The 25,410-nt window shown below is 69.9% G+C and carries 21 protein-coding genes and 3 pseudogenes; 10 read left to right on the plus strand and 14 right to left on the minus strand.

Features of this window, described 5'->3' with window-relative positions; all coding sequences use genetic code 11:
• Window positions 1-120: 120 nt before the first annotated feature.
• Window positions 121-573 (minus strand): ATP-binding protein, encoded by a 453-nt coding sequence (locus OG747_RS33555; RefSeq protein ID WP_405883105.1) that lies wholly within the window; start codon window positions 571-573, stop codon window positions 121-123.
• 343 nt (window positions 574-916) lie between these two features.
• On the opposite strand from OG747_RS33555, the gene OG747_RS33560 reads away from it, so the two are divergent.
• Complete coding sequence (locus OG747_RS33560) at window positions 917-1,744, plus strand: enoyl-CoA hydratase family protein (protein WP_405883106.1); 828 nt, start codon at window positions 917-919, stop codon at window positions 1,742-1,744.
• 14 nt (window positions 1,745-1,758) lie between these two features.
• Window positions 1,759-4,032, plus strand: a complete 2,274-nt coding sequence (locus OG747_RS33565; RefSeq protein ID WP_405883107.1) for a bifunctional salicylyl-CoA 5-hydroxylase/oxidoreductase — start codon at window positions 1,759-1,761, stop codon at window positions 4,030-4,032.
• 69 nt (window positions 4,033-4,101) lie between these two features.
• Here OG747_RS33565 and OG747_RS33570 read toward each other — a convergent pair.
• The 3 genes and pseudogenes from OG747_RS33570 to OG747_RS33580 all read right to left on the minus strand — a co-directional run.
• Window positions 4,102-4,426, minus strand: a pseudogene (locus tag OG747_RS33570) (elongation factor 1-alpha C-terminal domain-related protein); the annotation flags it as partial.
• A gap of 60 nt (window positions 4,427-4,486) precedes the next feature.
• Window positions 4,487-5,308, minus strand: coding sequence for a PaaX family transcriptional regulator C-terminal domain-containing protein (locus tag OG747_RS33575; RefSeq protein WP_405883108.1), 822 nt, complete (start codon window positions 5,306-5,308; stop codon window positions 4,487-4,489).
• A 15-nt stretch (window positions 5,309-5,323) separates the two neighbouring features.
• A complete protein-coding gene (locus tag OG747_RS33580; protein WP_405883109.1) occupies window positions 5,324-7,009 on the minus strand; it encodes an AMP-binding protein in 1,686 nt (561 codons plus the stop codon).
• 161 nt (window positions 7,010-7,170) lie between these two features.
• Here OG747_RS33580 and OG747_RS33585 point away from each other — a divergent pair, with 161 nt between their 5' ends.
• Entirely contained in the window at window positions 7,171-8,409 is a 1,239-nt protein-coding gene (locus OG747_RS33585) for an acyl-CoA dehydrogenase family protein (protein ID WP_405883110.1), read from the plus strand.
• Between the two features lie 25 nt (window positions 8,410-8,434).
• Window positions 8,435-8,833, plus strand: coding sequence for a RidA family protein (locus OG747_RS33590; protein WP_405883111.1), 399 nt, complete (start codon window positions 8,435-8,437; stop codon window positions 8,831-8,833).
• Window positions 8,834-8,888: 55 nt separating this feature from the next.
• On the opposite strand, the gene OG747_RS33595 is transcribed toward OG747_RS33590, so the two are convergent.
• Window positions 8,889-9,083, minus strand: coding sequence for a DUF5999 family protein (locus OG747_RS33595; protein ID WP_405883112.1), 195 nt, complete (start codon window positions 9,081-9,083; stop codon window positions 8,889-8,891).
• A gap of 257 nt (window positions 9,084-9,340) precedes the next feature.
• Between OG747_RS33595 and OG747_RS33600 the strand changes: the two genes are divergently transcribed.
• Complete coding sequence (locus OG747_RS33600) at window positions 9,341-9,787, plus strand: DUF6299 family protein (protein ID WP_405883113.1); 447 nt, start codon at window positions 9,341-9,343, stop codon at window positions 9,785-9,787.
• Between the two features lie 51 nt (window positions 9,788-9,838).
• Here OG747_RS33600 and OG747_RS33605 read toward each other — a convergent pair whose 3' ends face one another.
• A complete protein-coding gene (locus OG747_RS33605) occupies window positions 9,839-11,368 on the minus strand; it encodes a helix-turn-helix domain-containing protein (protein ID WP_405883114.1) in 1,530 nt (509 codons plus the stop codon).
• 233 nt (window positions 11,369-11,601) lie between these two features.
• On the minus strand, window positions 11,602-12,489 hold the full coding sequence (locus tag OG747_RS33610) for a helix-turn-helix transcriptional regulator (RefSeq protein WP_405883115.1): 888 nt from the start codon (window positions 12,487-12,489) through the stop codon (window positions 11,602-11,604).
• Window positions 12,490-12,590: 101 nt separating this feature from the next.
• On the opposite strand from OG747_RS33610, the gene OG747_RS33615 reads away from it, so the two are divergent.
• From OG747_RS33615 to OG747_RS33625, 3 genes and pseudogenes are all read left to right on the plus strand, one after another.
• Entirely contained in the window at window positions 12,591-13,298 is a 708-nt protein-coding gene (locus tag OG747_RS33615) for an SDR family NAD(P)-dependent oxidoreductase (protein ID WP_405883116.1), read from the plus strand.
• Between the two features lie 265 nt (window positions 13,299-13,563).
• Window positions 13,564-16,278, plus strand: a complete 2,715-nt coding sequence (acnA, locus tag OG747_RS33620) for an aconitate hydratase AcnA (protein WP_405883117.1) — start codon at window positions 13,564-13,566, stop codon at window positions 16,276-16,278.
• A gap of 263 nt (window positions 16,279-16,541) precedes the next feature.
• A pseudogene (locus tag OG747_RS33625) lies at window positions 16,542-16,925 on the plus strand (transposase); the annotation flags it as partial.
• 176 nt (window positions 16,926-17,101) lie between these two features.
• Here the strand turns inward: OG747_RS33625 and OG747_RS33630 are convergent.
• The 6 genes and pseudogenes from OG747_RS33630 to OG747_RS33655 form a co-directional block, all read right to left on the minus strand.
• Window positions 17,102-17,290: pseudogene (locus tag OG747_RS33630) on the minus strand (hypothetical protein); the annotation flags it as partial.
• 515 nt (window positions 17,291-17,805) lie between these two features.
• Window positions 17,806-18,393 (minus strand): NADPH-dependent FMN reductase, encoded by a 588-nt coding sequence (locus OG747_RS33635; protein WP_405883119.1) that lies wholly within the window; start codon window positions 18,391-18,393, stop codon window positions 17,806-17,808.
• Between the two features lie 294 nt (window positions 18,394-18,687).
• Window positions 18,688-19,119, minus strand: coding sequence for a carboxymuconolactone decarboxylase family protein (locus OG747_RS33640; RefSeq protein ID WP_405883120.1), 432 nt, complete (start codon window positions 19,117-19,119; stop codon window positions 18,688-18,690).
• A gap of 35 nt (window positions 19,120-19,154) precedes the next feature.
• A complete protein-coding gene (locus tag OG747_RS33645) occupies window positions 19,155-20,390 on the minus strand; it encodes an IS256 family transposase (RefSeq protein ID WP_405883122.1) in 1,236 nt (411 codons plus the stop codon).
• Window positions 20,391-20,633: 243 nt separating this feature from the next.
• Window positions 20,634-21,968, minus strand: coding sequence for an NAD(P)/FAD-dependent oxidoreductase (locus OG747_RS33650; RefSeq protein WP_405883123.1), 1,335 nt, complete (start codon window positions 21,966-21,968; stop codon window positions 20,634-20,636).
• Between the two features lie 91 nt (window positions 21,969-22,059).
• Window positions 22,060-22,467, minus strand: coding sequence for a nuclear transport factor 2 family protein (locus OG747_RS33655; protein WP_405883124.1), 408 nt, complete (start codon window positions 22,465-22,467; stop codon window positions 22,060-22,062).
• An 859-nt stretch (window positions 22,468-23,326) separates the two neighbouring features.
• On the opposite strand from OG747_RS33655, the gene OG747_RS33660 reads away from it, so the two are divergent.
• Complete coding sequence (locus OG747_RS33660) at window positions 23,327-24,292, plus strand: NADP-dependent oxidoreductase (protein WP_405883125.1); 966 nt, start codon at window positions 23,327-23,329, stop codon at window positions 24,290-24,292.
• Window positions 24,293-24,418: 126 nt separating this feature from the next.
• Here OG747_RS33660 and OG747_RS33665 read toward each other — a convergent pair whose 3' ends face one another.
• On the minus strand, window positions 24,419-24,694 hold the full coding sequence (locus OG747_RS33665; RefSeq protein WP_405883126.1) for a hypothetical protein: 276 nt from the start codon (window positions 24,692-24,694) through the stop codon (window positions 24,419-24,421).
• Window positions 24,695-25,053: 359 nt separating this feature from the next.
• On the opposite strand from OG747_RS33665, the gene OG747_RS33670 reads away from it, so the two are divergent.
• Window positions 25,054-25,323, plus strand: a complete 270-nt coding sequence (locus OG747_RS33670) for a hypothetical protein (protein ID WP_405883127.1) — start codon at window positions 25,054-25,056, stop codon at window positions 25,321-25,323.
• Window positions 25,324-25,410: the final 87 nt, after the last annotated feature.

Genomic DNA, 25,410 nt, shown 5'->3' on the forward strand with positions numbered 1-25,410 from the left:
GCCCTGTTCTGACCGGCGGTCCGGAGCCACACCTGGTGTACGTGCTCTACGGGCGCCGCAATTCCCGGCTGGCCGCGGCCGCGGCCTCGGCCGGAACCGGAATCGGAGCCGGAGCCGTCGCTACGCCGGACGTCGCTGAGCGGGCAACACGGGCAGTTTGAACCAGACCGCTTTGCCGGAGCCGGTGGGGCGGTGGCCGCAGGAGGAGCTGAGGGCGCGGATCAGGAGGAGGCCGCGCCCGTGCTCCTGCCAGGGGTCGGGCTCGCTGTGCGGCTCGGGAACCGTGAGATTGCCGGGCGGCGCCGGGTCCGGGTCGTGCACCTCGACCTGACAGCCGGTCGGCATCAGCTCCACCACCAGCTCTATGGGACCGTCCCCCGCCGTGTGCTCCACGGCATTGGCGACCAGCTCCGCGGTGAGCAGTTCCGCGGTGTCGCTGTCGGCCGCGTGCTTCAGCTCGGCCAGCGCGGTGCGGACCAGGGCGCGGGCGACCGGCACGGCCGCGGCGGTGTGCGGCAGCGCGATGCGCCAGGAGGCGGGGACTGGGATGTCGTGCAAGGCGGGTCCGTTCATGGAGCAGGCTGTCCTGCTTTCAACTTGAGGAATGGTACGGCCCGGCCGGACAGAGCCGTCCGGCGGGCGCTTCGGGACATTCGGTGGCGCCCTCCCGGGACGTTCGGCTCGGCATGAGGCTGCGTACCCAGGTCGACGCTCCGCCTCTCGCGAGGAGCTCCGGTCGTTACGCGTCGTTACGGGGCTATCGAGGATCCGTGACGCGGTGACGGGAAACGGTCACTTCACGACAGGGCTATCGCGTGGACGTGACGACAGTCACAGAGTGGTGATAGCTTCATGGAGTAGCGCAGACGGCCCCCGTCTGGCAGACCGCCGCCCCCGTCCGAGGAGGCCGCCCGTCATGAGTCCCTTCACCGGTTCCGCCGCCCGCACCAGCGACTGGCGGCATCTGAGGTACGCGGTCGCCGACGGGGTGGCCACGGTCACCCTGGCCCGCCCCGAGAAACTCAACGCGCTCACCTTCGGCGCCTACGCCGACCTGCGTGATCTGCTCGCCGAGCTCTCCCGCGAGCGGTCCGTGCGCGCGCTGGTGCTGGCCGGGGAGGGGCGCGGCTTCTGCTCCGGCGGCGACGTCGACGAGATCATCGGCGCGACCCTGTCCATGGACACCGGCCTGCTCCTCGACTTCAACCGGATGACCGGGCAGGTCGTGCGGGCCGTACGGGAGTGTCCGTTCCCGGTGATCGCGGCCGTGCACGGGGTGGCGGCGGGCGCCGGCGCGGTGCTGGCGCTGGCGGCGGACTTCCGTGTGGCGGACCCCACGGCCCGCTTCGCCTTCCTCTTCACCCGCGTCGGGCTGTCCGGCGGTGACATGGGTGCCGCCTATCTGCTGCCCCGGGTGGTCGGGCTCGGCCACGCGACCCGGCTGCTGATGCTCGGCGAACCCGTGCGCGCCCCCGAGGCCGAGCGGATCGGCCTGATCAGCGAGCTGACCGACGAGGGCCGTGTCGACGAGGCCGCCCATGCACTGGCCCGCCGCCTGGCCGAGGGCCCGGCCCTCGCGTACGCCCAGACCAAGGCCCTGCTCACCGCCGAGCTGGACATGCCCCTCGCCGCCTCCGTCGAACTGGACGCCTCGACCCAGGCCCTCCTGATGCACGGCGAGGACTACGCGGAGTTCCACGCGGCGTTCACGGAGAAGCGGACGCCCAAGTGGCGGGGGCGCTAGCCATGGGGTCGCGCATGCCCCTCCGTGTCGCCGTCATCGGTGGTGGTCCCGGCGGGCTCTACGCCGCTGCCCTGCTCAAGCGTCTCGACCCCGACCGCGAGGTCACCGTCTGGGAGCGCAACGCCCCGGACGACACGTTCGGCTTCGGTGTCGTGCTCTCCGACGAGACGCTCGGCGGGATCGAGCACGCCGACCCGGTCGTGTACGCGGCGCTCCAGAACGAGTTCGTGCGCTGGGACGACATCGAGATCGTGCACCGGGGAGCGCGCCACACGTCCGGTGGCCACGGCTTCGCGGCGCTCGGCCGGCGCCGGCTGCTGGAGATCCTGCACGAGCGCTGCCGCTCGCTCGGCGTCGAGCTGCGCTTCCGGGCCCAGGCCCCGCCGGTCGCCGAACTGATGGCGGCGTACGACCTGGTCGTCGCCGCCGACGGGGTGCACAGCCTCACGCGGGAGGCGTACGCGGAGGTGTTCGGACCGTCCGTCGAAGAACACCGGTGCCGCTACATCTGGCTCGCCGCCGACTTCGCCTTCGACTCCTTCCGCTTCGAGATCGCCGAGACCGAACACGGCGTGATGCAGCTGCACGGCTACCCCTATGCGGCCGACGCCTCCACCGTCATCGTCGAGATGCGCGAGGAGGTGTGGCGGGCGGCCGGTTTCGCGGACCTGGACGAGCCGGAGTCCGTCGAGCGATGCGGCAAGATCTTCGCGGACGCGCTCGGCGGACGGCAGCTGCGGTCCAACAACTCGGCGTGGACCACCTTCCGGACGGTGGTCAACGACCGTTGGTCGGGCGCCAATCTGGTCCTCCTCGGCGACGCCGCGCACACCGCCCACTTCTCCATCGGCTCCGGCACGAAACTCGCCGTCGAGGACGCGCTCGCCCTGGCCGCCTGTCTGGAGGAGCGGCCCACACTCGAAGAGGCCCTCACCGCGTACGAGGAGGAGCGGCGCCCCGTCGTCGAGTCCACGCAGCGGGCGGCACGCGCCAGTCTGGAGTGGTTCGAGAACCTGGGACTGTATCTCGGCCAGCCCGCCCGCCAGTTCGCCTTCAATCTCCTCACCCGCAGCCGCCGCGTCACCCACGGCAACCTGCGGCTGCGCGACGAGCGCTTCACGGCGGCGGTCGAGCGCGAGTTCGGCTGCCCGTCCGGCACACCGCCGATGTTCACCCCGCTGCGACTGCGCGGCCTGACCCTGCGCAACCGGGTCGTCGTCTCGCCCATGGACATGTACTCGGCCGTGGACGGCGTCCCCGGCGACTTCCACCTCGTCCACCTGGGCGCACGGGCGCTCGGCGGCGCGGGCCTGGTGATGACCGAGATGGTGTGCGTGAGCGCCGAGGGCCGTATCACGCCCGGCTGCGCGGGCCTCTACTCGCACCGACAGGCCGAGTCCTGGCGGCGGATCACGCGCTTCGTGCACGCGCAGGCGCCCGGCACCGCGCTCGGCGTCCAGCTCGGCCACTCCGGCCGCAAGGGTTCCACCAAGCTGATGTGGGAGGGCATCGACGAGCCGCTGGAGGAGGGCAACTGGCCGCTCGTGGCCGCGTCCCCGATCCCGTACGGACCGCGCAGCCAGACACCCCGACAGCTGTCCCGCGCCCAACTCACCGACATCCGCGAACAGTTCGCGGCCGCCGCCTGGCGCGCCGCCCGCTGCGACTTCGACCTCCTCGAACTGCACTGCGCCCACGGCTATCTGCTCTCCGGCTTCCTCTCGCCGCTCACCAACCGGCGCACCGACGCGTACGGCGGCTCGCTGGAGCGCAGGCTGCGCTTCCCGCTGGAAGTCTTCGACGCGGTACGCGCCGTGTGGCCGGAGGAACGTCCCATGACCGTCCGTATCTCCGCCACCGACTGGGCGGAGGGCGGCACCACCGGGGACGAGGGCGTGGCGATCGCACGGGCCTTTTCCGCGCACGGCGCCGACGCGATCGATGTGTCGACCGGGCAGGTGGTCGCCGACGAACACCCCGAGTACGGCCGCTCGTACCAGACGCCGTACGCCGACCGGATCCGCCACGAGACCGGCCTCCCCGTGATCGCCGTCGGCGCGATCTCCTCCTGGGACGACGTCAACTCGCTGATCCTGGCCGGGCGCGCGGACCTGTGCGCGCTCGCCCGGCCGCACCTCTACGACCCGCACTGGACGCTGCACGCGGCGGCCGAGCAGGGGTACGAGGGTCCGGGCGTCGCCTGGCCGAAGCCCTACCGCGCGGGCAGCCGGCGCCCGCAGACCGGACGCATCGACGCCCCCAAACCCCGGCTTTCACTGGGGACTTGAGGGCGCCGAAAGGTATGGGTGCTGGAAGGTAGCGGTGCTGGAAGGTAGCGGCGCCGGCAGGCGGTGGCGCTAGGCGGAGAGGTCGGCCATGCCCGCCGTCAGCGTCGAGCCGTCCGCCGGGTCGACGAGCAGGAACGCTCCGGTGCGGCGGGAGGCGGGAGTCGGCGTAGTCGTCGAGCGCCAGCGGCTCGGCGGTGCGCAGGGTGATCCGGCCGAGGTCGTTCGCGGTCAGCTCCCCGGCGCCGCCCAGATCCTTGACGATCGCCTTCACGGTCCGCGTCGTGTGCTTGACCAGCACCCGGTCGCCGACGCGCAGCGCCCGGTCGGCCAGATGGCAGACGGCCGCCCGGACGTCCTGGGTGAGCGCGGGCACGTCCGGCCCGGCGGTGATCATGAGGAGAGGGGTGGTGGAAGAGCCTGAGGGTTCCCTTAGCGCCTCGCGATGTGACCTACGTCATACGCCAGTGGACTCGGTCAAGCTCGCTCCCGCGTCCCGCAGCCGCTCGTGCAGCGCCCGGAACACGGCCGCCGAGCGGGCGCCCGGCCAGTCCTGGGGCAGCAGCGCGGCGGGCAGCCCCGGGTCGGCGTACGGCAGGTGGCGCCAGGTGTCCAAGGCGAGCAGATAGTCGCGGTACGCCTCCTCGGGCGGGGTGTCCGCGCGCCGCTGCCAGTCCCGCAGCACGATCGCGTGCCGGTCGAGGAACGCCTCGTGCTGCTTGGCGATCGCGGCCAGGTCCCACCAGCGCGCGACCGCGTCCGCCGTCGCCGCGAAGCCCAGGTGCTCCCCGCGGAACAGCTCCACGTACGGGTCGAGCCGCAGCCGCGCCAGGGTGTGCCGGGTCTCCTCGTAGAGCCGCGCCGGGGCGAGCCACACTCCGGGGGCCGCCGTCCCGAAGCCGAGGCCGGCGAGGCGTGAGCGCAGGACGTGCCGCTTCTGCCGCTCGGACTCCGGCACGGAGAAGACGGCGAGCACCCAGCCGTCGTCCTCGGCGGGCGCCGTCGCGTACACCCGCCGGTCGCCGTCCTCCAGCAACTGGCGCGCGTCGGGCGACAGCGCGTACCCCGCGGCACCCGCCGCCGTACGGGCCGGTTCGAGCAGCCCGCGGCGCTTGAGCCGGGACACCGACGAGCGCACGGAGGGCGCGTCGACGCCGACCGCGGCGAGGAGCCGGATCAGCTCGGCGATCGGCACGGGGCCGGGCATGAAGCGGCCGTACGCGCCGTAGAACGTGACGATGAGGGACCGTGGGGCGTGCTGCTCTGACACGTTGATCACTCTAGTGCTCGAAGATCACTTAGGGCCGCCGCCGGTGGACGAGTCACCCTTCGGCGCAGGTGACGGCGGGGTGTCCATACTCGACGGCGGGGCGTCCGTGCGCAGCCGGAAGCGTTGCAGCTTCCCCGTCGCCGTGCGCGGCAGCGCGTCCAGGAAGACGAACTCGCGGGGGCATTTGTACGGTGCCAGCTCGGCCTTGAGGAAGACACGCAGCGCCTCCGCGTCCCTGGGCGCGCCCGCCTTGAGGACCGCGTACGCCACCACGACCTGCCCGCGCGTCTCGTCGGCCCGCCCCACGACCGCCGTCTCGACCACGTCCGGGTGGCGCAGCAGGGCGTCCTCGACCTCGGGCCCCGCGATGTTGTACCCCGCCGAGACGATCATGTCGTCGGCGCGGGCGACGTAACGGAAGTAGCCGTCGGGGTCGCGTACGTAGGTGTCGCCGGTCAGGTTCCAGCCGCCGCGCACGTACTCCCGCTGCCGTGGGTCGGCGAGATAGCGGCAGCCGACCGGGCCGCGCACGGCGAGCAGTCCGGGCTCGCCGTCCGGCACCGGCGCCCCGTCGGCGTCGACCACGCGCGCGTGCCACCCCGGTACGGGGATGCCCGTGGTGCCGGGGCGGATGTGCTCGTCGGCGGCGGAGATGAAGATGTGCAGCAGTTCGGTGGCGCCGATGCCGTTGATGATGCGCAGCCCGGTGCGGGTGTGCCAGGCCCGCCAGGTCGCGGCGGGCAGGTTCTCGCCCGCGGAGACGCAGCGCCGCAGCGAGGTCGTGTCGTGTCCGTCCAGCTCCGCCAGCATCGCGCGGTACGCGGTCGGCGCGGTGAACAGTACGGAGACCCGGTGCTCGGCGATCGCGGGCAGCAGCTGCCGCGGGCCGGCCTGTTCGAGCAGGAGGGAGCAGGCGCCGGCCCGCATCGGGAAGACGACGAGCCCGCCGAGCCCGAACGTGAAGCCCAGCGGGGGACTGCCGGTGAAGACGTCGTCCTCGTGCGGGCGCAGCACATGCCTGGAGAAGGTGTCCGCTATCGCCAGCACATCGCGGTGGAAGTGCACACAGCCCTTGGGCCGGCCGGTGGTGCCGGAGGTGAACGCGATCAGCGCGACATCGTCGGCGGCCGTGTCGACGGCCGTGAACGGCTCGTCGGGCGCGCCCGTGATCCGCAGCAGCAGGTCGTCGGGCGCGTCCCCGCCGTACGTCGTGATCCGCAGTCCCGGGAGCTCCGCCCTGGCCAGGTCCTCGACCGACCGCACATCGCACAGGGCGTGCGTCACCTGGGCGATCTTGCCCATCGTGGCCAGTTCGTACGGGCGCTGCTGGGCGAGCACGGTGACGGCGACCGCGCCCGCCTTCAGGACCGCCAGCCAGCACGCGGCCAGCCAGGGCGTGGTGGGCCCGCGCAGCAGCACCCGGTTGCCGGGCACGACGTCCAGCTCGGCGGTCAGCACGTGGGCGATCCGGTCCACCCGGTCGAGGAGCTGCCCGTACGTCCACAGGTCGCCGGACGGCGTACGGAAGGCGGGGCGCTGCGGAGGCTTGTCGCCGAGGAGTTCGGCGGCGCAGTTCAGCCGTTCGGGGTAGCGCAGCTCGGGCAGGTCGAAGGGGAGTTCGGGCCACTGCTCGGGGGGCGGGAGATGGTCGCGGGCGAAGGTGTCGACGTGGGCCGAGGTCTTCGGCTCCGGGGTGTCGCCGGGGTCCATGGAGGTTCGCCCCCTTGTCGTGGTGGGCTCGCAGCGCGCGGCTGGTGGCTCTCAGCTCGCGTCTCACGTCTCGCACAAGGAGCGTATCGTGTTAGTGACGGCAGTCAATGTCTCGCGATAACCTGGGGTTCCGCAGCCCGACGGCGGAGAGGGAACCGGCAATGACCGCATTCTCGCTCGATCCGGCACAGACCGCCTGGTGTGCCGAGCTGCGCACCCTGGCCGTGGAGCGGCTGCGCCCGCTGGCGGAGAAGGGCGAGCCCGGCCACGTCAACCGTCCCCTCGTGGCCGAGCTGGGCCGGCTCGGGCTGCTCGCCCGGCTGTTCACCTCCGGCGCGCTCGACCTGTGCCTGATGCGGGAGTCCCTGGCGCACGGCTGCACGGAGGCCGAGACGGCGCTCGCCCTGCAGGGCCTCGGCGCGCATCCGGTGCACGCCTACGGCACCCGGGCCCAGCGCGAGCACTGGCTGCCCCGGGTCTCGGACGGCACCGCGGTGGCCGCCTTCGCGCTCAGCGAGCCGGGCGCGGGCTCCGACGCGGCGGCGCTGGCGCTGCGCGCCGAACGGGACGGCCCGCAGGCCGACGGTTCCTCGCCCGCGGGGCCCAGCGCCCCGCCCGGCGTCGAGTCACAGGCTCCGTCCGGCATCGGGTCGCAGGCCTCGTCCGTCGCCGAGGCCGACGGCTCCGGCCGCTGGCGGCTCACCGGCGAGAAGTGCTGGATCTCCAACGCCCCCGAGGCCGACTTCTACACCGTCTTCGCGCGGACCACCCCCGGCGCCGGAGCCCGTGGCGTCACCGCCTTCCTCGTCCCCGCCGACCGGCCGGGCCTCACCGGCACCCCGCTCGACATGCTCTCGCCGCACCCCATCGGCGCCCTCGACTTCGACGCCGTACCGGTGACGGCGGACGACGTGCTCGGCGAACCCGACCGCGGTTTCCGGGTCGCGATGCACACCCTCAACCTCTTCCGCCCGAGCGTGGGCGCCTTCGCGGTCGGCATGGCGCAGGCGGCGCTGGCGGCGACGCTCGCGCACACGGCCGGGCGGGAGGCGTTCGGCGGCACATTGAAGGACCTGCAGACGGTGGCCCACCAGGTCGCCGAGATGGCGCTGCGCACGGAGGCGGCCCGCCTGATGGTCTACGCGGCAGCGGCGGCGTACGACGCGGGGGCCCCGGACGTGCCCCGGCGCGCGGCGATGGCGAAGCTGCTGGCGACCGAGACGGCCCAGTACGTGGTCGACGCGGCGGTCCAGCTGCACGGCGCCCGCGCCCTGCGCCGCGGCCATCTCCTCGAACACCTCTACCGGGAGGTCCGCGCGCCCCGTATCTACGAGGGCGCGAGCGAGGTCCAACGGGCCGTCATCGCCAAGGAGCTGTACGCGTCGGTGGAGGCCCCGTGAGCACCGAGACCATGGAGGTCCTCCAATGAGCACCGAGCGCGTCAATCCGCCCGGGCTCTCCCCGCCCACCGGCTTCTCGCACGCCGTCGTGGCCACCGGCACCCGCGTCGTGTTCCTGGCGGGCCAGACCGCGCTGGACACGGACGGGAAGGTGGTCGGCGAGACCCTCCCGGAGCAGTTCGGGAAGGCGCTGACGAATCTGCTGAGCGCGCTGCGGGCCGCGGGGGGAGCCCCGGCCGACCTCGCACGGGTCACGGTCTACGCCACGGACGTCGCCGACTATCGCCGCCACGCCCCCGAACTCGGGCGCATCTGGCGACGGTTGGCGGGCCGCGACTACCCCGCGATGGCCGTCATCGGCGCCGCCCGCCTCTGGGACGAACAGGCCCTGGTCGAACTCGACGGCTTCGCGGTACTGCCGTAGAAACCTGTTCCTGGAACCCCCGGAACCGCCGGAACCCCCGGAACCCCCGGAGGGACTAGGCGGCGACGGCCAGCTGTTGGGCGAACACCCGGTGCGGAGCGACCACGCTGCCGTCGGGGAGCAGTTCGCCGCTGTCGTCGAAGACGATCGCGCCGTTGCACAGCAGGGTCCAGCCCTGCTCGGGGTGGGCCGAAACGATGTGCGGAGCGTTGGAGTCCGCGGACGGGCACAGAGGTCGGTGGGAACACATGACGCACCTCCACGTCGGACGCGATGAGTGCCGGCGGCGCTGTCGCCACCTCGCATGGCTAAGACCATGCTCCCGTGGCGAACTCATCGGAACCGCCGGTCGAGAAGCGTGACAACACGCGGACAACTCTCGAACGGTCCCATGACGCACGGAACGGGCTCGCCACCGAGCGGACTCGCCACCAAAGGGTGACGATCACCGTCGCGGGCGCGTGCGCCCGGTACCTGTGGAACCCCCACGTTCCAGGAGGTACTTCCATGTCCTTGCGCCAGGTCATCGGCGCCACCACCGGCGCCGCGCTCCTGCTGCTGGTCGCCCCGACCGCCGTCGCCGTGTCCACCGGTGCCCTGTCGGAGTCGTACGACGCGGTCTCCGTCGACCCGACCGGTCACGTGGCGGCCGACGGAACCATCACCCTCTCCGGCACCTACCGCTGTCTGAGCAGCAGGGGGCCGGTGCTGGTGTCTTCGTCGGTGTCGCAGGGCGACACCCGGATCCGCTACGGCATCGGCGGCACCGCGGCGGTCTGCGACGGCGCCGAGCACCGCTGGACCAACTCGGAGAAGCGCGCGTCCGGCACCCTCGCGCCGGGCGGCGCGAATGTCGAAGCCACCCTGATGGAGCTGAGCCCCGGCGCGGGCGGGCTGCCGCTGCCGCTGTTCCATGCGATGCGGCAGCAGGACATCACCCTTATGGCGGGCTGAGACGGACAGGTGGGGGGTGGCGGGGCTCGCCCCGCCACCCCCCCCACCTGTCTAGATGTCCCGGAACGTCTCGATCTGCGCCCCGATCGAGTTGAGCCGCTCGGCCAGATCCTCGTACCCGCGGTTGATGACGTACACATTGCGCAGCACGGACGTGCCCTCGGCCGCCATCATCGCCAGCAGGACGACCACGGCGGGCCGCAGCGCGGGCGGGCACATCATCTCGGCGGCGCGCCAGCGGGTCGGGCCCTCGACGAGCACCCGGTGCGGGTCGAGGAGTTGCAGCCGCCCACCGAGCCGGTTGAGGTCGGTGAGGTAGATCGCCCGGTTGTCGTAGACCCAGTCGTGGATGAGGGTCTTGCCCTGTGCGGAGGCCGCGATGGCCGCGAAGAACGGCACGTTGTCGATGTTCAGGCCCGGGAACGGCATCGGGTGGATCTTGTCGATCGGCGCCTCCAGTTTGGAGGGCCGCACGGTCAGGTCCACCAGCCGCGTACGGCCGTTGTCGGCGAAGTACTCGGGCGTGCGGTCGTGGTCGAGGCCCATCTCCTCCAGGACCGCGAGCTCGATCTCCAGGAACTCGATCGGCACCCGGCGCACCGTCAGCTCCGACTCGGTGACCACGGCGGCGGCCAGCAGGCTCATCGCCTCGACCGGGTCCTCGGAGGGCGAGTAGTCCACGTCGACGTCGATGTTCGGCACGCCGTGCACGGCGAGCGTGGTCGTGCCGATGCCCTCCACCTGTACGCCGAGCGCCTCCAGGAAGAAGCACAGGTCCTGGACCATGTAGTTGGAGGAGGCGTTGCGGATGACGGTCACACCGTCGTGGCGGGCGGCGGCGAGCAGCGCGTTCTCGGTCACCGTGTCGCCGCGTTCGGTCAGGACGATCGGGCGGCCGGGGGAGACCGAGCGGTTCACCTGGGCGTGGTAGAGGCCCTCGGTGGCGGCGATCTCGAGCCCGAAGCGGCGCAGCGCGATCATGTGCGGCTCGATGGTCCTGGTGCCCAGGTCGCAACCGCCCGCGTACGGCAGCTTGAAGGTGTCCATGCGGTGCAGCAGCGGGCCGAGGAACATGATGATGGACCGCGTCCGGCGGGCGGCCTCGGCGTCGATCGCCTCCATGTCCAGCTCGCTCGGGGGCACGATCTCCAGGTCGACCCCGTCGTTGATCCACCGGGTGCGGACGCCGATCGAACCGAGCACCTCCAGGAGGCGGTAGACCTCTTCGATCCGGGCCACCCGGCGCAGCACCGTGCGCCCCTTGTTCAGGAGCGTCGCGCACAGCAGCGCGACACACGCGTTCTTACTGGTCTTGACGTCGATCGAGCCGGACAGACGACGTCCGCCGACCACGCGCAGATGCATCGGACCCGCGTAGCCCAGAGAGACGATTTCGCTGTCCAGGGCTTCACCGATTCGGGCGATCATCTCAAGGCTGATGTTTTGGTTGCCGCGCTCGATCCGATTGACGGCACTCTGACTGGTGCCGAGTGCCTCGGCAAGCTGCGACTGTGTCCAGCCCCGGTGCTGCCGGGCGTCACGGATGAGCTTGCCGATGCGTACGAGGTAGTCGTCTGCCATGGCGCGACCGTATATCTGTTGTGAGATAAAGGAAAACGGAGTGCACCCATCCGGGTAGTGAGGCTCAGCACAGGGCCCACATAGGGGAGTTCGGGCGTCCGGTGGTCCCCTTGTGGCAGTTCGCGACTCTTTCTTCCGGTTTAGGGCGTCGGTCGCGTCGCATCCCGTTCCAGTCCCGTTCCCGTTCCCGTACCCCGTAGCGGGCGGTGGCTGTCCGCGAACTCCCCGAGCGTTCAGCCTTGTTCGGCTGCCCGGCGTGCCCCCTGCGATTCCTGCGCCCCGTGCTCCGTGAGCGTCTGTGTGCCGAGTACGCCGAGGAGCGCGAGCCGTTCGGCGTCCTGCGTGCCGGGCTCGGCCGTGTAGACCATGATGCGCAGGTCGCTGCCCGCGACGCTGAGCACGTCGCAGTCCAGCGTCAGGGGGCCCACCTGGGGATGGTCGACGGTCTTGCGCGAGGCCTCGTGGTGGCCCACGGCTCCGGAGTCCCACAGCTCGGCGAACCGGTCACTGCTCGCGCGCAGCTCGGCGACCAGGCGCCGCAGCCGCTGGTCCGCCGGATAGCGGCTCGCGGTCGCACGCAGGTCGGCCACCAGTGCGGCCTCGAACTCGCGCCGGGCCTCGGGGGTGTGGCGGACACGGCTGCCCGGGCCCACGAGGTTGCGCCACACCCCGTTGCGTTCATTGCCGCGCCGGCCGGACGGGTCACCCAGCAGCGCCGCGTGCATCGGGTTGGCCAACAGCAGCGTCCACGCCGCGTCGTAGACCGCGACGGGCGTCCCGGTCAGCCGGTCCAGCAGCCGCTGGACGCTCGGCGTGATGTAGGCGGGTACCGTGCCGCGCCCCGGCGGGACCAGCCCGGCGAGACGGAAGAGATGTTCACGCTCGGTGCCGGACAGCCGCAGGGCCCGGCCGAGGGCCTCGACGACCTGCTCCGAAGGGTTGGCCGCCCGTCCCTGTTCGAGCCGGGTGACGTAGTCGACCGAGATCCCGGCCAGCAGCGCCAGCTCCTCGCGGCGCAGCCCGGCCGCCCGCCGGTGGCCGCCCGCGGGCAGCCCGGCGGCTTCCGGGGAGACCCGGTCGCGCCAACGCCGTACCGTACGCCCGAACTCCGTACTCGCCATGCGACCACTGTGCATCTCCGCGCGCCGACCTGCCTGGTACTGGCAGTCCCAGGAAGACGGGACTCCTGGCTGAGCGCGTCGTCCGGCCGGATCCTGGAGGCATGACAACCACACTGATCACCGGAGCGAACAAGGGTCTCGGCTTCGAGACCGCCCGCCGACTCGTCGCGGCGGGCCACACCGTCTACGTCGGCAGCCGGGACCCGGAGCGCGGGCGGCTCGCCGCCGGGCGGCTGGGGGCGCGGTCCGTCGTCATCGACGTCACCGACGACGCGTCCGTGGCCGCCGCGGCGAAGACCATCGAGGCCGATGGCGGACTGGACGTGCTGATCAACAACGCCGGGGTCGAGGAGCGCGGGGAAGGCAACAGCGTCATCGGCGCCGCGGATGTGACCGCCGACCTGATGCGCTCGACGTTCGAGACGAACGTCTTCGGCCTGGTCCGCGTCACCCATGCCTTCCTGCCCCTGCTGCGGCGGTCCGCCGCCCCGGTCGTGGTGAACGTGAGCAGCGGCCTGGCCTCGCTGACCCGGGTCACCACCCCCGACACGCCGACGTACTTCTACCCGGGGGTCGCCTATCCGGCGTCGAAGTCCGCGGTCAACATGATCACCGTGCAGTACGCGAAGGCCTTCCCCGGCATCCGCGTCAACGCGGTCGAGCCCGGCTACACGGCCACCGACCTCAACGGAAACACGGGCATCCAGACCGTCGAGCAGGGTGCCGAGATCATCGTGCGCATGGCCCAGGTCGCCCCCGACGGCCCGACCGGCGGCTACTTCGACGTCGAAGGCTCCCTCCCCTGGTAAACGCGGCCCGGTCCGCCGAACAGAAGGCCGACCGACCGGGTTCGCCGAGTGAACGCCTTGATGGGATGAGAGCGCGCCGCGGGCCGGGCATGACCAGCCCGCGCCCATGTACTAGAGTTATCTCGACATCGAGATATCTGCCGAGGCGTACCGCAGCCGCCAGCCCGGTAAGGTTTACCTAACTTAGCCTTACCTTAGTGGATCGGCCAAGACGTCGTGGCGGCAGGATGCGGTGGGAACGCGCACATCAATGAAGGAGACTGTCGTGTCGGCGAACAGCTTCGACGCCCGCAGCACGCTGCAGGTGGGCGACGAGTCGTACGAGATCTTCCGGCTGGACAAGGTGGAAGGCTCGGCTCGCCTTCCGTACAGCCTGAAGGTGCTGCTGGAGAACCTGCTCCGTACCGAGGACGGCGCGAACATCACCGCCGACCACATCCGGTCCATCGGCAACTGGGACTCCCAGGCGCAGCCCAGCCAGGAGATCCAGTTCACGCCCGCCCGCGTGATCATGCAGGACTTCACCGGCGTGCCCTGTGTCGTCGACCTCGCCACCATGCGTGAGGCCGTCAAGGAGCTCGGCGGCGACCCGGCGAAGATCAACCCGCTGGCCCCGGCCGAGCTGGTCATCGACCACTCCGTCATCGCCGACAAGTTCGGCACGAACGACGCGTTCGCGCAGAACGTCGAGCTGGAGTACGGCCGCAACAAGGAGCGCTACCAGTTCCTGCGCTGGGGCCAGACCGCCTTCGACGAGTTCAAGGTCGTCCCGCCGGGCACCGGCATCGTCCACCAGGTGAACATCGAGCACCTGGCGCGCACGGTCATGGTCCGGGGTGGCCAGGCGTACCCCGACACCCTCGTCGGCACCGACTCGCACACCACCATGGTCAACGGCCTCGGTGTGCTCGGCTGGGGCGTCGGCGGCATCGAGGCCGAGGCCGCCATGCTCGGCCAGCCGGTCTCCATGCTCATCCCGCGCGTCGTCGGCTTCAAGCTCACCGGTGAGCTCACGCCCGGCACCACCGCCACCGACCTGGTGCTCACGATCACCGAGATGCTGCGCAAGCACGGCGTCGTCGGCAAGTTCGTCGAGTTCTACGGCGAGGGTGTCGCCGCGACCTCCCTCGCGAACCGCGCCACCATCGGCAACATGTCGCCGGAGTTCGGCTCGACCGCCGCGATCTTCCCGATCGACGACGAGACCATCAAGTACCTGAAGCTGACCGGCCGCTCCGCGCAGCAGCTCGCGCTCGTCGAGGCGTACGCCAAGGAGCAGGGCCTCTGGCTCGACCCGGCCGCCGAGCCCGACTTCTCCGAGAAGCTGGAGCTCGACCTCTCCACGGTCGTCCCCTCGATCGCCGGCCCGAAGCGCCCGCAGGACCGCATCGTCCTCGCGAACGCCGCGCAGCAGTTCGCGCGGGACGTGCGCAACTACGTCGACGAGGACGACGAGGCGGGCAAGGAGTCCTTCCCGGCCTCCGACTCCCCGGCCACCACCAACGGCGTACCGACCCGTCCGACCACAGTCACCGCCCCCGACGGCTCGACCTACGAGATCGACCACGGCGCGGTGACGGTCGCGGCCATCACCTCCTGCACCAACACCTCGAACCCGTACGTCATGGTCGCCGCCGCGCTGGTGGCCAAGAAGGCGGTCGAGAAGGGTCTGACCCGCAAGCCGTGGGTCAAGACCACCCTCGCCCCGGGCTCCAAGGTCGTCACCGACTACTTCGACAAGGCGGGCCTTACCCCCTACCTCGACAAGGTCGGCTTCAACCTCGTCGGCTACGGCTGCACCACCTGCATCGGCAACTCCGGCCCGCTGCCGGAGGAGGTCTCCAAGGCCGTCAACGACCACGACCTCGCCGTCACCTCGGTCCTCTCCGGCAACCGGAACTTCGAGGGCCGCATCAACCCCGACGTCAAGATGAACTACCTGGCCTCCCCGCCGCTGGTCGTCGCGTACGCCCTCGCGGGTTCCATGAAGGTGGACATCACCAAGGACGCGCTGGGCACCGACCAGGACGGCAAGCCGGTCTACCTGGCCGACATCTGGCCCTCCGAGGCCGAGGTCAACGAGGTCGTGGCGAACGCCATCGGCGAGGACATGTTCAACAAGTCCTACCAGGACGTCTTCGCGGGCGATGCCCAGTGGCAGGCGCTGCCGATCCCGACCGGCAACACCTTCGAGTGGGACCCTCAGTCCACCTACGTCCGCAAGCCCCCGTACTTCGAGGGCATGGCGCACGAGCCGTCCCCGGTCTCGGACATCGCGGGCGCCCGCGTTCTCGCCAAGCTGGGCGACTCGGTCACCACCGACCACATCTCCCCGGCCGGCGCCATCAAGGCCGACACCCCGGCCGGCAAGTACCTCACCGAGCACGGTGTGGAGCGTCGTGACTTCAACTCCTACGGCTCGCGCCGAGGCAACCACGAGGTCATGATCCGCGGCACGTTCGCCAACATCCGCCTGCGCAACCAGATCGCGCCGGGCACCGAGGGCGGCTTCACCCGCGACTTCACCGTCGAGGGCGCGCCTGTCGCGTTCATCTACGACGCCTCGCGCAACTACATCGAGCAGGGCGTCCCGCTGGTCATCCTGGCCGGCAAGGAGTACGGCTCCGGCTCCTCCCGCGACTGGGCCGCCAAGGGCACCGCGCTGCTCGGTGTCAAGGCCGTCATCGCCGAGTCCTACGAGCGCATCCACCGCTCGAACCTCATCGGCATGGGCGTCCTGCCGCTCCAGTTCCCGGAGGGCGCCACCGCCGAGTCCCTCGGCCTCACCGGCGAGGAGACCTTCTCCTTCACCGGCGTCGAGGAGCTCAACAACGGCACCACCCCGCGCACAGTGAAGGTCACCACCGACACCGGCGTCGAGTTCGACGCGGTCGTCCGCATCGACACCCCCGGCGAGGCGGACTACTACCGCAACGGCGGCATCATGCAGTACGTGCTTCGCCAACTTGTCGGTTCTTGACCTGACGTGAATGAGCGCCCTGCCCCTGCATCTCGCGGGGAGCGGGGCACTCGCGCTCGACGGGGCGGAAGACGCGCCTGCCACCATGATCGCACGCGATCTGTTCCCGGAGCGGAGCTGCGCATCCTACGACGACGAAGAACCCCGCACCTGGCACCAGGTGCGGGGTTCTTCTGTCCTTGCGAGCGTGTGGCGAACGAGCGCCGCTAGTACTGCAACGGTGCTTGCCGTGACTGCTGGCCAGCTCGTTCGTTGGTGTGGTTATGGGTGGGGACCTTGCTGAAGTCAGGTTGTGGGCCGGAGAGCTGGGCGTACTGCATGAGCGGTTCGTGCACCGGTTCAACCGCGAGGAGCCGCGTCAGTCGGCGCTGGCCTATATGAGGGGGCTGGTTGCGCCGCTGGAGCGGAAGAACGGCGGGACACTGGCGGAGGAGGCCGGCCATGCCGGGCCGGACCGCATCCACCGGTTGCTGAACCGGATCGAGTGGGACGCCGACGAGGTCCTGGACGACGTACGCGACTACGTGGTGGAACACCTCGGAGACCGGGATGCCGTCCTGATCGTCGATGACACCGGGTTTCTGAAGAAGGGCATCCGTTCGGCCGGCGTGCAACGGCAGTACTCCGGAACCGCTGGCCGCACCGAGATGCTGCCTTCATACCCCCCTCCTGAAGTGATAGGCGATGGCTTGGACTTGATCTGCGCTGATGCTGCGATCAGAGATCGGCAGGCGGCCTCGGTCTGCAGGTCCCAGGGGACGCAGAGGCGTCCGACGGGGGTATGGCGGGCGGCGAGCTTGCCGCGGATGATCCAGCGGTAGACCGCGCTGGCGTTGATGCCGAGTCGTCGTGCTGCTTGCGACACGGTGAGCTCGTCCGGGCGTGGGGTGCTGGGCGCGGGGAGGTGGTGGTTCTGTCGGGTCCAGCGCATCGAGGCGATGGTGAAGGGCTTGCCGCGGGCCGTGGTCAGGCCACGGCTGTTGAGCAGGGCGACCAGCTCCGTGTCCGGCATGCGGGTGCCGTGCTCGCGGATGATCTGCACTGCGGGTAGTTCAGTGCGCGGTTCGCGGGTCGCGACGGTGAACTCGTCGGTGGCGCCGGTGTGCCACCGCACGCCGATCCGGATGCACTGCGGGTCGGACTCGGGCAGCACGGTGACGTCGGCGATCAGGGTCCGCAGCAGGCGTTTGCGGTCGCGGTCGGTGGTGGTCGATGCGTGCCACAGGGTCTGGACGTCACCGAGGAGTTGTTTCAGTGCGGCGGGTTCGGGCAGCTCGGGTTGGGCGGCGCGGAGTTCAGCCAGAGCCTGCTCGGCCTCGGCCAGTTCGGCCAGGCGCGTCTCCCAGCGGCTCTCCAGGGTGCGGGCGACCAGGCGGTTCTCCGGCTCGCAGATGGAATGGGCGCGTTCGGCACGGTCGGCTTGGTAGCGGGCGCGTTCGACGGCCAGTTCGGCGGCGCGCAGGGACCGCTGGGTGCGGTGGGTGACCTCGCTGGTCGGTTTCCAGCGCCGTCGGCGGCCGCCGACGGTCAGCCGTGCGGCGTCGGCCGGGCCGCGCGTAGCGGTTCCAGAGCCTGGCTCACTCGGATCAGCTCGTCGAACATGTTCTTGGCCGAGGCGGTCATCGCGTCACTGGGTGCGACGTTGCCGTCCTCATCGAGGAACTGGCCGACGAACGGCAGAGCGACCGCCTCAGCAACCGGGGCCATCTTGAGCGCCGTGACGACCTGCTTGACCATTTGGGCTGCCCGGGTGCCTGCCGCGACACCGCCGTAACTGGCGAGGCCGACCGGCTTGTATCGCCATTCCCGGTACAGATAGTCGATCGCGTTCTTCAATTCCGCGTTGTACCCGTGATTGTATTCGGGCATCACGAACACAAAGGCGTCACCGTCATCCACTTTGGCGCTCCAGTTACGAGTGTGCTGATGCGTGTACTGGCCAAGTCGGGGATGGTTGGGCTCGTTCATGAAAGGGAGGTTGACCTCTCGGAGATCGATCAACTCGACCGTCGAGAAGCCACCGTGCGCCGTGGCCTCCGTTTCGACCCAGAGTCCGACGGACAGCCCCACCCGGCCCGGCCGGGTGCTGGCCACGATGATCTTGAGGTTGGTCATCCGTACGCCTCCTTGGTTGGCGTGCGTCCATGTCTTTCCGGAATGCCTCGGCGCGTGCCACCGCCGCCTTGGACGAGCGAGTTCACCAGGCCGGCGCCACTCTCGGCATCGGTGGACGTAGGGTTCGAGGGCGGCGGCAAGGCTGTTGAGACGCGAACACCGATGCGGCCCCTGACGGGGGTGCGGGTGATCGCGGAGCAGAATGAGTGGCTCCAAATCCACGGCGGGCCAGTCCACTCGAGGGGCACGGAAGCGGCGTCCGGTGTGTACGGCGAGCGGCCCGCCGGTCGCTCGTCACTTCCTCAGCGGGGGGCGCATTCTCGTACTGACGCCGATACGGTTCCACACGTTGATCGTGCCGATGGCCAGGATGAGGTCGGCGATCTCCTTCTCCGTGAAGAACTCCTCTGCACCGGCCCACACCTCGTCCGGCACACCGTCCTCGTCCAGCCGTGTCACGGCGTCGGTCAGGGCGAGAGCGGCCCGTTCCTGCGGCGTGAAATACGGGAACTCAGGCCATACCGTCACTCCCAGGACGCGCTGAACGTTCTCTCCCGCTTCGAACAGGTCGTGGCTGTGTGAGTCGACACAGTACGCGCACCCGTTCAGGACCGACGCTCGCAGTTGGATCAGGAACAGCAGCTTGTTGTCGACATTCGACCGGACGTACCGCTCCATTTCCAGCACTGTCCGGTAGCCCTCACGCGCCACCTGTCCCAACTTCATGATGGCGTCCCGCTGGTTGGTGCAGCCGATCTTGGTCAGGGCGTGTTGGTGGTGTTCGGTAGCGCGGGGGCGCTGTCGGGGAGCTCGGCGGGGTAAAGCTGATCCATGCTTCCCTCGGGCAGGTAGCGGCGGGGGAAGGCGATCCATTCGTCGTGCAGTTTGAACAGGACGGCGGTGACCAGTCGCAGGAGCGCGTCGTCGTTGGGGAAGACCTGGACGACGTCGACGCGGCGCTTGACCTCGCGGTTGACCCGCTCCAGTGGATTGGTGGACTGAATCTTCTTCCAGTGGCGTTCGGGGAAGACCGCGAACGCGGTCAGGTCCTCCTTCGCTTCCAGGAGCATCGCCTTGACCTTGGGGAACTGGCCGCCGAGCATGTCGGCAACGGTGTCGAGTTGGGCACGGACCGTCTCGCCGGTGGGCTGGGCGAAGATCGTGCGGATCGTCGCGGCGACCATCTCGGCCGACTCCTTGCTGATCACGCCGAAGACATTGCGCAGGAAGTGAACACGACAACGCTGGTAGGCGGCCCCGAGCATGACCTTCCGGATGGCCTTGACCAGTCCCGAATGATGGTCGCCGATCACGAGCCGGACCCCGCTCAGGCCGCGTTCGCGCAGGGAACGCAGGAACTGGGTCCAGAACACCTCGGTCTCGCTGTCGCCGACCATCACCCCCAGCACCTCGCGGCCGCCGTCCTCGGTGATCCCGGTGGCGATCACCACGGCCCGGGACACGATCTGGTGCTCGACCCTGGCCTTGCAGTAGGTCGCGTCCAGGTACATGTACGGGAAGCGCACGTGGTCCAGAGGCCGGTTGCGGAACGCGGTCAGCTGGACGTCCAGGTCGCCGCAGATCCGGGAGACCTCGCTCTTGGAGATCCCGGTGTCCGCGCCGAGGGCCTTGACCAGGTCGTCGACCGACCGGGTGGACACGCCGTGCACGTACGCCTCCATGATGACCGCGTACAGGGCCTGGTCGATCCGGCGCCGCCGCTCCAGCAGGCTCGGGAAGAAGCTGCCCGACCGCAGCTTGGGGATGGCCAGGTCCAGGTCGCCGGCCTGGCTGGTCAGCGTCCGCTCGCGGTGGCCACTGCGGTAGGCGGTGCGGGTATCGGCGTGCTCGTTCCACTCCGCGCCGATCTTCGCACTCGCCTCGGCCTCGATCAGCTCCTGCAGCATCCGCTCGGCCACTGAGCGGACCAGTTCGAGGCCGTCCGCTGAACGTAGTGACTCAAGCAGGCGGAGTAAGTCATGCTGGGTCAGGGCCATCGTGCACCTCCCGGGCTGAACACGCCGTTTACCAGGGAGAATTGCACGGTGGCCCGTCTGATGAGCAGGGAGCGGAGCCTACGCGCGCATGCGCCCCCGGGCGCACGCCCTGACCAAGATCGGCTGCACCAACCAGCGGGACACCATCAACTTCATCCGCTCACCCATGATGTTCGACCTCCGTCGACTGATTCACATTCGGCTTCGAACTCTGCGCGCTGCCCGGCTTCCCGACGGCGCACCTCACTTGCGTGCGCCTTCACCGATCGGCGGAACGTGCTGGTCGGGCGCTGCGGTGTCCAGGGGGACGGCGGCGGAGCGCACCAGGCCGAGTTGTACGGTCTGGCGGCCCAGGATCGCGTCGAGGAACCAGTCGGTTGCCGTGCGGAGTCGGTTGCCCGGCATCGCCATCAGGTGGTAGGCGCGGGTGACGGCCTTCGCAGGCCATCCGGACAACGGGATGTGGAACGGGTTGGCCGCCGCCTGCGCGCCACCGAGGTCGACCACGAAGCCGAGATCGTGGTGCTTGTACGGGCGCCGGCGTCCGTAACCGAGCGATGCCGCGACATTGCGCCCGGCGAGCACCCCCTGACGACTGGCATGCTGCGCTGTCATCCCTGTCACCTCACCAGGGCGGGTCAGATCAGGCACGGCGGCGGCATCACCGCAGGCAAACACCTCGGGGTGACCGGGCACCTCGAGGGTCGGGCTCACCACGAGCCTGCCCCTGTTCACCTGAAGACCGGTTCCCTGCAGGAGGGGGTCGGGACGGACGCCCACACACCAGACGATCGACTTCGTCGGAACGAACTCCCCGTCGGTCAGGTGAACGCCCTCAGGAGTGGCCTCCCGCACGGAGGTGTGCATGCGCACCTCGACACCGCGACGCCGCAGTACCCGGTCCGCCGCCCGGGACAGGCGCGGATCCAGTTCGGGCAGCACCTTCGGTGCCAGGTCCAGGAGTATCCAGCGGACCTTCTGGCCCCTCAGTTCGCGCTGCCGAACGGCGATCGCTCGGGTAAACAGTGGTCCCTGGGCGGCGATTTCGGTACCGGTGTACCCGGCACCGACCACGACGAAGGTGCATCGGGCATCGCGTTCGGCGACGTCGCTGCTGGCGGCGGCGAGTTCCATCTGCCTGATGACGTGGTCCCGCAGGTAGAGGGCTTCGGCGACGCCACGAAAGCCGTGGGCGTACTCCGCGACGCCGGGAACGGGGAGCAGCTTGTTCACGCTGCCGACCGCGAGGATCAGCCGGTCGTATCCGAGAGTCCGCCTGGCGCCTTCGGGGTCCGTGTAGAGGACCTGCCGCTGCTCCAGCGACACGGAATCCACGGTGCCGAGCACCAGGCGGACCCCGGGCAACGTCGCCGGCAGCGATACGGTCACGCGCCGCGGGTCCACCGCGGCCGCGGCCACCTCGGGCAACAGCGGGAGGTAGAGAAAATAATCCGTCCGGTTCAACAGGACGATCTCGATGTCGCTGCCACGCTTTGGCAACGCACGTACCAGCGAACGAGCCGCCTGATATCCGGCGAACCCGCCGCCGACGATCACGACGCGAGTCGGCTGACCCATTTCCTCCACCATCTCCTGCCAGGACGTATTTCGGCGCCAACCACCGTCGTGGTGACACGGCTGCCTGCTTCGGTCATATGTGGGCGAACGACTACGGCTTGACGGCTTCCAGCAGGACGGATGTGTCCACATAGATTTCGAGACTCACGATGCGGCCGTTGCGCACCTGCCAGATGTGCACCTCCCTGGCATCGAAAGGCTTGCCGGTGGCGCGGGCGGCGCCACGGGTCCGGCCGGTCTGGACGACCCGGTCCCCTGCCTGGTAGAGCGCCTCGGTCTCGACCTCACTGTGGATGGCGTTCGATACGGCTTGGTAGAACTTCTGGAATCCGGCGAGACCGGTGTACGAGCCGCCCCACGGCAGCTCCTCCGTCTGGTAGACGGTGATGTCCGGGTCCGCCAGGGAAGCTCCGTCCGGGTTCGTCCCGTTGATGAAGTCGTAAACGGCACGGACCACGGCGAGGTCGTCCTGCGACTCGTCGGTCAGAGGCTCGGCCACGGAAGGGCTCCTTCAGCCGGTGTCGGCACTGCTGTACACAGAGTCCGTGCGCGACGGGCGTCCTCGCTTCAGTCATCTGACTGCGACGGGCGATGCGGGACGCGCCGTTGAACTGGGGCCGCATGAGGCGCGGACACCTTCAGCGGCACATGACCGTGCACCGAACCAGGGCACCCAGGGCACTGGTTCTGTGACACTGCTGTGGTAGCGATGGCCTGCCCATCGGCCCGAATGCCCCGCCTCGGGGCGCAGTTGGATGGCTCATGCAGCTCCGCTGCCCGGAGGCCCTGTCTGAGGCAATCACTTGGCGCGCACGGGAGGCACCACGGACCGCAGCCGCTTCCGGGGGGCGTCCACTCCAGAGGGGAACGCCGTGACCAACTCCATGCACGCGTGGTGCGGGACAACAGCGCGCCGTATGTTCCTGACGAGAGCGGCCCTGGCGGGTTCCGTGCCAGCCGCCTCCTCCCTGACGGGAGGGATGCTGTCCGGAACCCCCGATTCGACGACAGGGACAGAGCTGCCGGACTTCGTTCCTGTGCCGTCCAAAGCCCTCGGCCCTGCGATCAACGGGGGCGGAGACCACATCGGACGCATCGACGACAATCTGTGCGGGGCTCTTGCCGACGGTACGCGCTGACCCATCGGGAACGGTAAGGCATCCGGGCGGACTGCCCGAGGCGACCCGCGAGGCGATCATGCGCAGGCCACCGCCGGGGGTTTCAGTCATATGACGGAGACGGCTTTTCCTGACCATCCGCATCCTGAACAGGAACGATACGCCCGCAGCGAGTCCAGCCGTTGACTCGGGGCCAGGGCCGGTCGCAACACCGCCCTCAGCGCAAGGAGTGATTGACTGATGAGCACCATGCGTGCTGTTCGAGCCCACAAGCGGGGCGGTTCGGAGCAACTGGTGTACGAGACCGCGCCGCGTCCCGAACCAGGTGCGGGCGAGGTACTCGTCGCCGTCCACGCCGCCTCCATCACCACCGGGGAGCTCTCCTGGGACGCCACCTGGACCGACAGCTTCGACGGGACCGGCCGTGACCGGACACCGGTCGTCCCCTCCCACGAGGTCAGCGGGGTCGTGGCCGAGCTCGGTTCGACGGTGACGGGCCTCGCTGTCGGAGACGAGGTGTACGGGTTGATCCCGTTCACACGTGACGGAGCCGCTGCCGAGTACGTCACCGTTCCCGCGGAGGCACTGGCAGCGAAGCCGTCCCGGCTGGACCACGCCGACGCGGCGGCCGTCCCGCTGGCGGCGCTCACGGCCTGGCAGGCGCTGGTCGGCCATGGCTCGGTGGCAGCCGGACAGCACGTCCTGGTCCATGGCGGGGCCGGAGGCGTCGGCTCCTTCGCCGTGCAGATCGCCGCAGCGCTCGGCGCGCGAGTCACGGCAACCGCTTCCGCACGAGACCTGGAATTCGTCGCACGGCTCGGCGCGGACCAGGTCTTCGACTACGCCGACGACCGCTTCGAGGACCACGTGAGCGGGGCCGACGTCGTGCTGGACACGGTCGGCGGCGACACACAGGCCCGCTCGTGGGCGGTGCTGCGGCCTGGCGGGACCTTGGTCAGCATCGTGCAGCCCCCCGATCCGGACGACGCCGGCTCGCACGGAGCACGCGGGGTGTTCTTCGTCGTCGAACCGGACCGCACCGCTCTGGAGGCCGTCGCCCGGCTGATCGACGACGGCCGCCTCACTCCGGTCGTGGACCGTGTCGTCCCCCTGTCCGAGACGCGTACCGCTTATGAGGCCCTGCAGACGCAGCATCCCCGCGGGAAAGTCGTGATCCGTGTGAACGGGGACAACGGCATCGGCTGATCGGAAGGTCGTCGGTCACCGGGTCGGCAGCCCCGGTGACCGTTTCGTTGTGCCCGTCACGGCGGTCAGGGCCGCGTGTGCCCGTGCCACACCAGCGGAGGGTCCACGGCCGGGTCGGCACATCCGTCACCGAGCGCCAGGCACGTTGCGCAGCGCCGTCGCGGCGCGTGCGCGGACATCCACTGCGCAACTGAGATACAGAGCGGCGAGCGCCTCGTCGCCTATGTTCTCCAGCAGATCCTGCGGAGCCAGCCCGCTCTGGGTAGCGGCACGGTTCAGAAGAGTGACCAGGTCACCGATCGCGTGGCATTCGATGAAGCCGGCGCAGGCGCACGCGACGTCCGGCACGCACGAGCAGCACTGGGTTCCCTGTCGTGTTGTGCGGTTCTCCTGGACGGTCATGAGCATTCCTTCCACGGCACCTGAAGGACATCGCCTGTTCGAGAGGGGCGCACCGGGTGCCCGTTGCCGGGTACCGGAACTCCCGCCATCGCACCGCCTTCGCGTCGCCCCAGGCTTCCGTCAAACGACTGCACATTCACGTGAATTCCGGTGAGATACCGGGTCCGGACCCGGAGGCGACCTTTTGGAGAACGTCACAGCCGGCTTCTGCCCCGCGACGGACGAACTCACCGCGCAGCTGCCGCGCCGCCGGTACGCCGCGTCGAAGCGCGACCTCAGTCGGATGACCGATGCCCGGAGATTCGGAAACCGCGAGGCTGTTCTCGACCTCGAATTGGTCCGAGCCCCACGGAGTCGTCATGGACTATGCGGTAAACGTGGCCGTCATCTACTACTCATCCACCGGAACCGTCTTCGAACTCGCCAAGGCCGCGGCGACAGCCGCGGAAAAGGCGGGGGCCGAGGTGCGGCTGCGCAAGGTCGAGGAACTGGCGCCGGCGGGAGCCATCGCCGCCAGTCAGGGCTGGTCCGACCACCAGGCCGCCACCCAGCACGTGCCCGTCGCGATTCTCGACGACCTGGAGTGGGCCGACGCGATCATGCTGACGCCAACGACTACAGGCGCATGAGACGGCCGTGGGGCCGCCGGCAACCCGGTGGCCCCACGGCCGTCTTGTGCACCTTCTTGCCTACTCGTGCCGCGGCGACACCGCCCG

This window comes from Streptomyces sp. NBC_01384 (assembly GCF_045040035.1).
GTDB lineage: Bacteria > Actinomycetota > Actinomycetes > Streptomycetales > Streptomycetaceae > Streptomyces.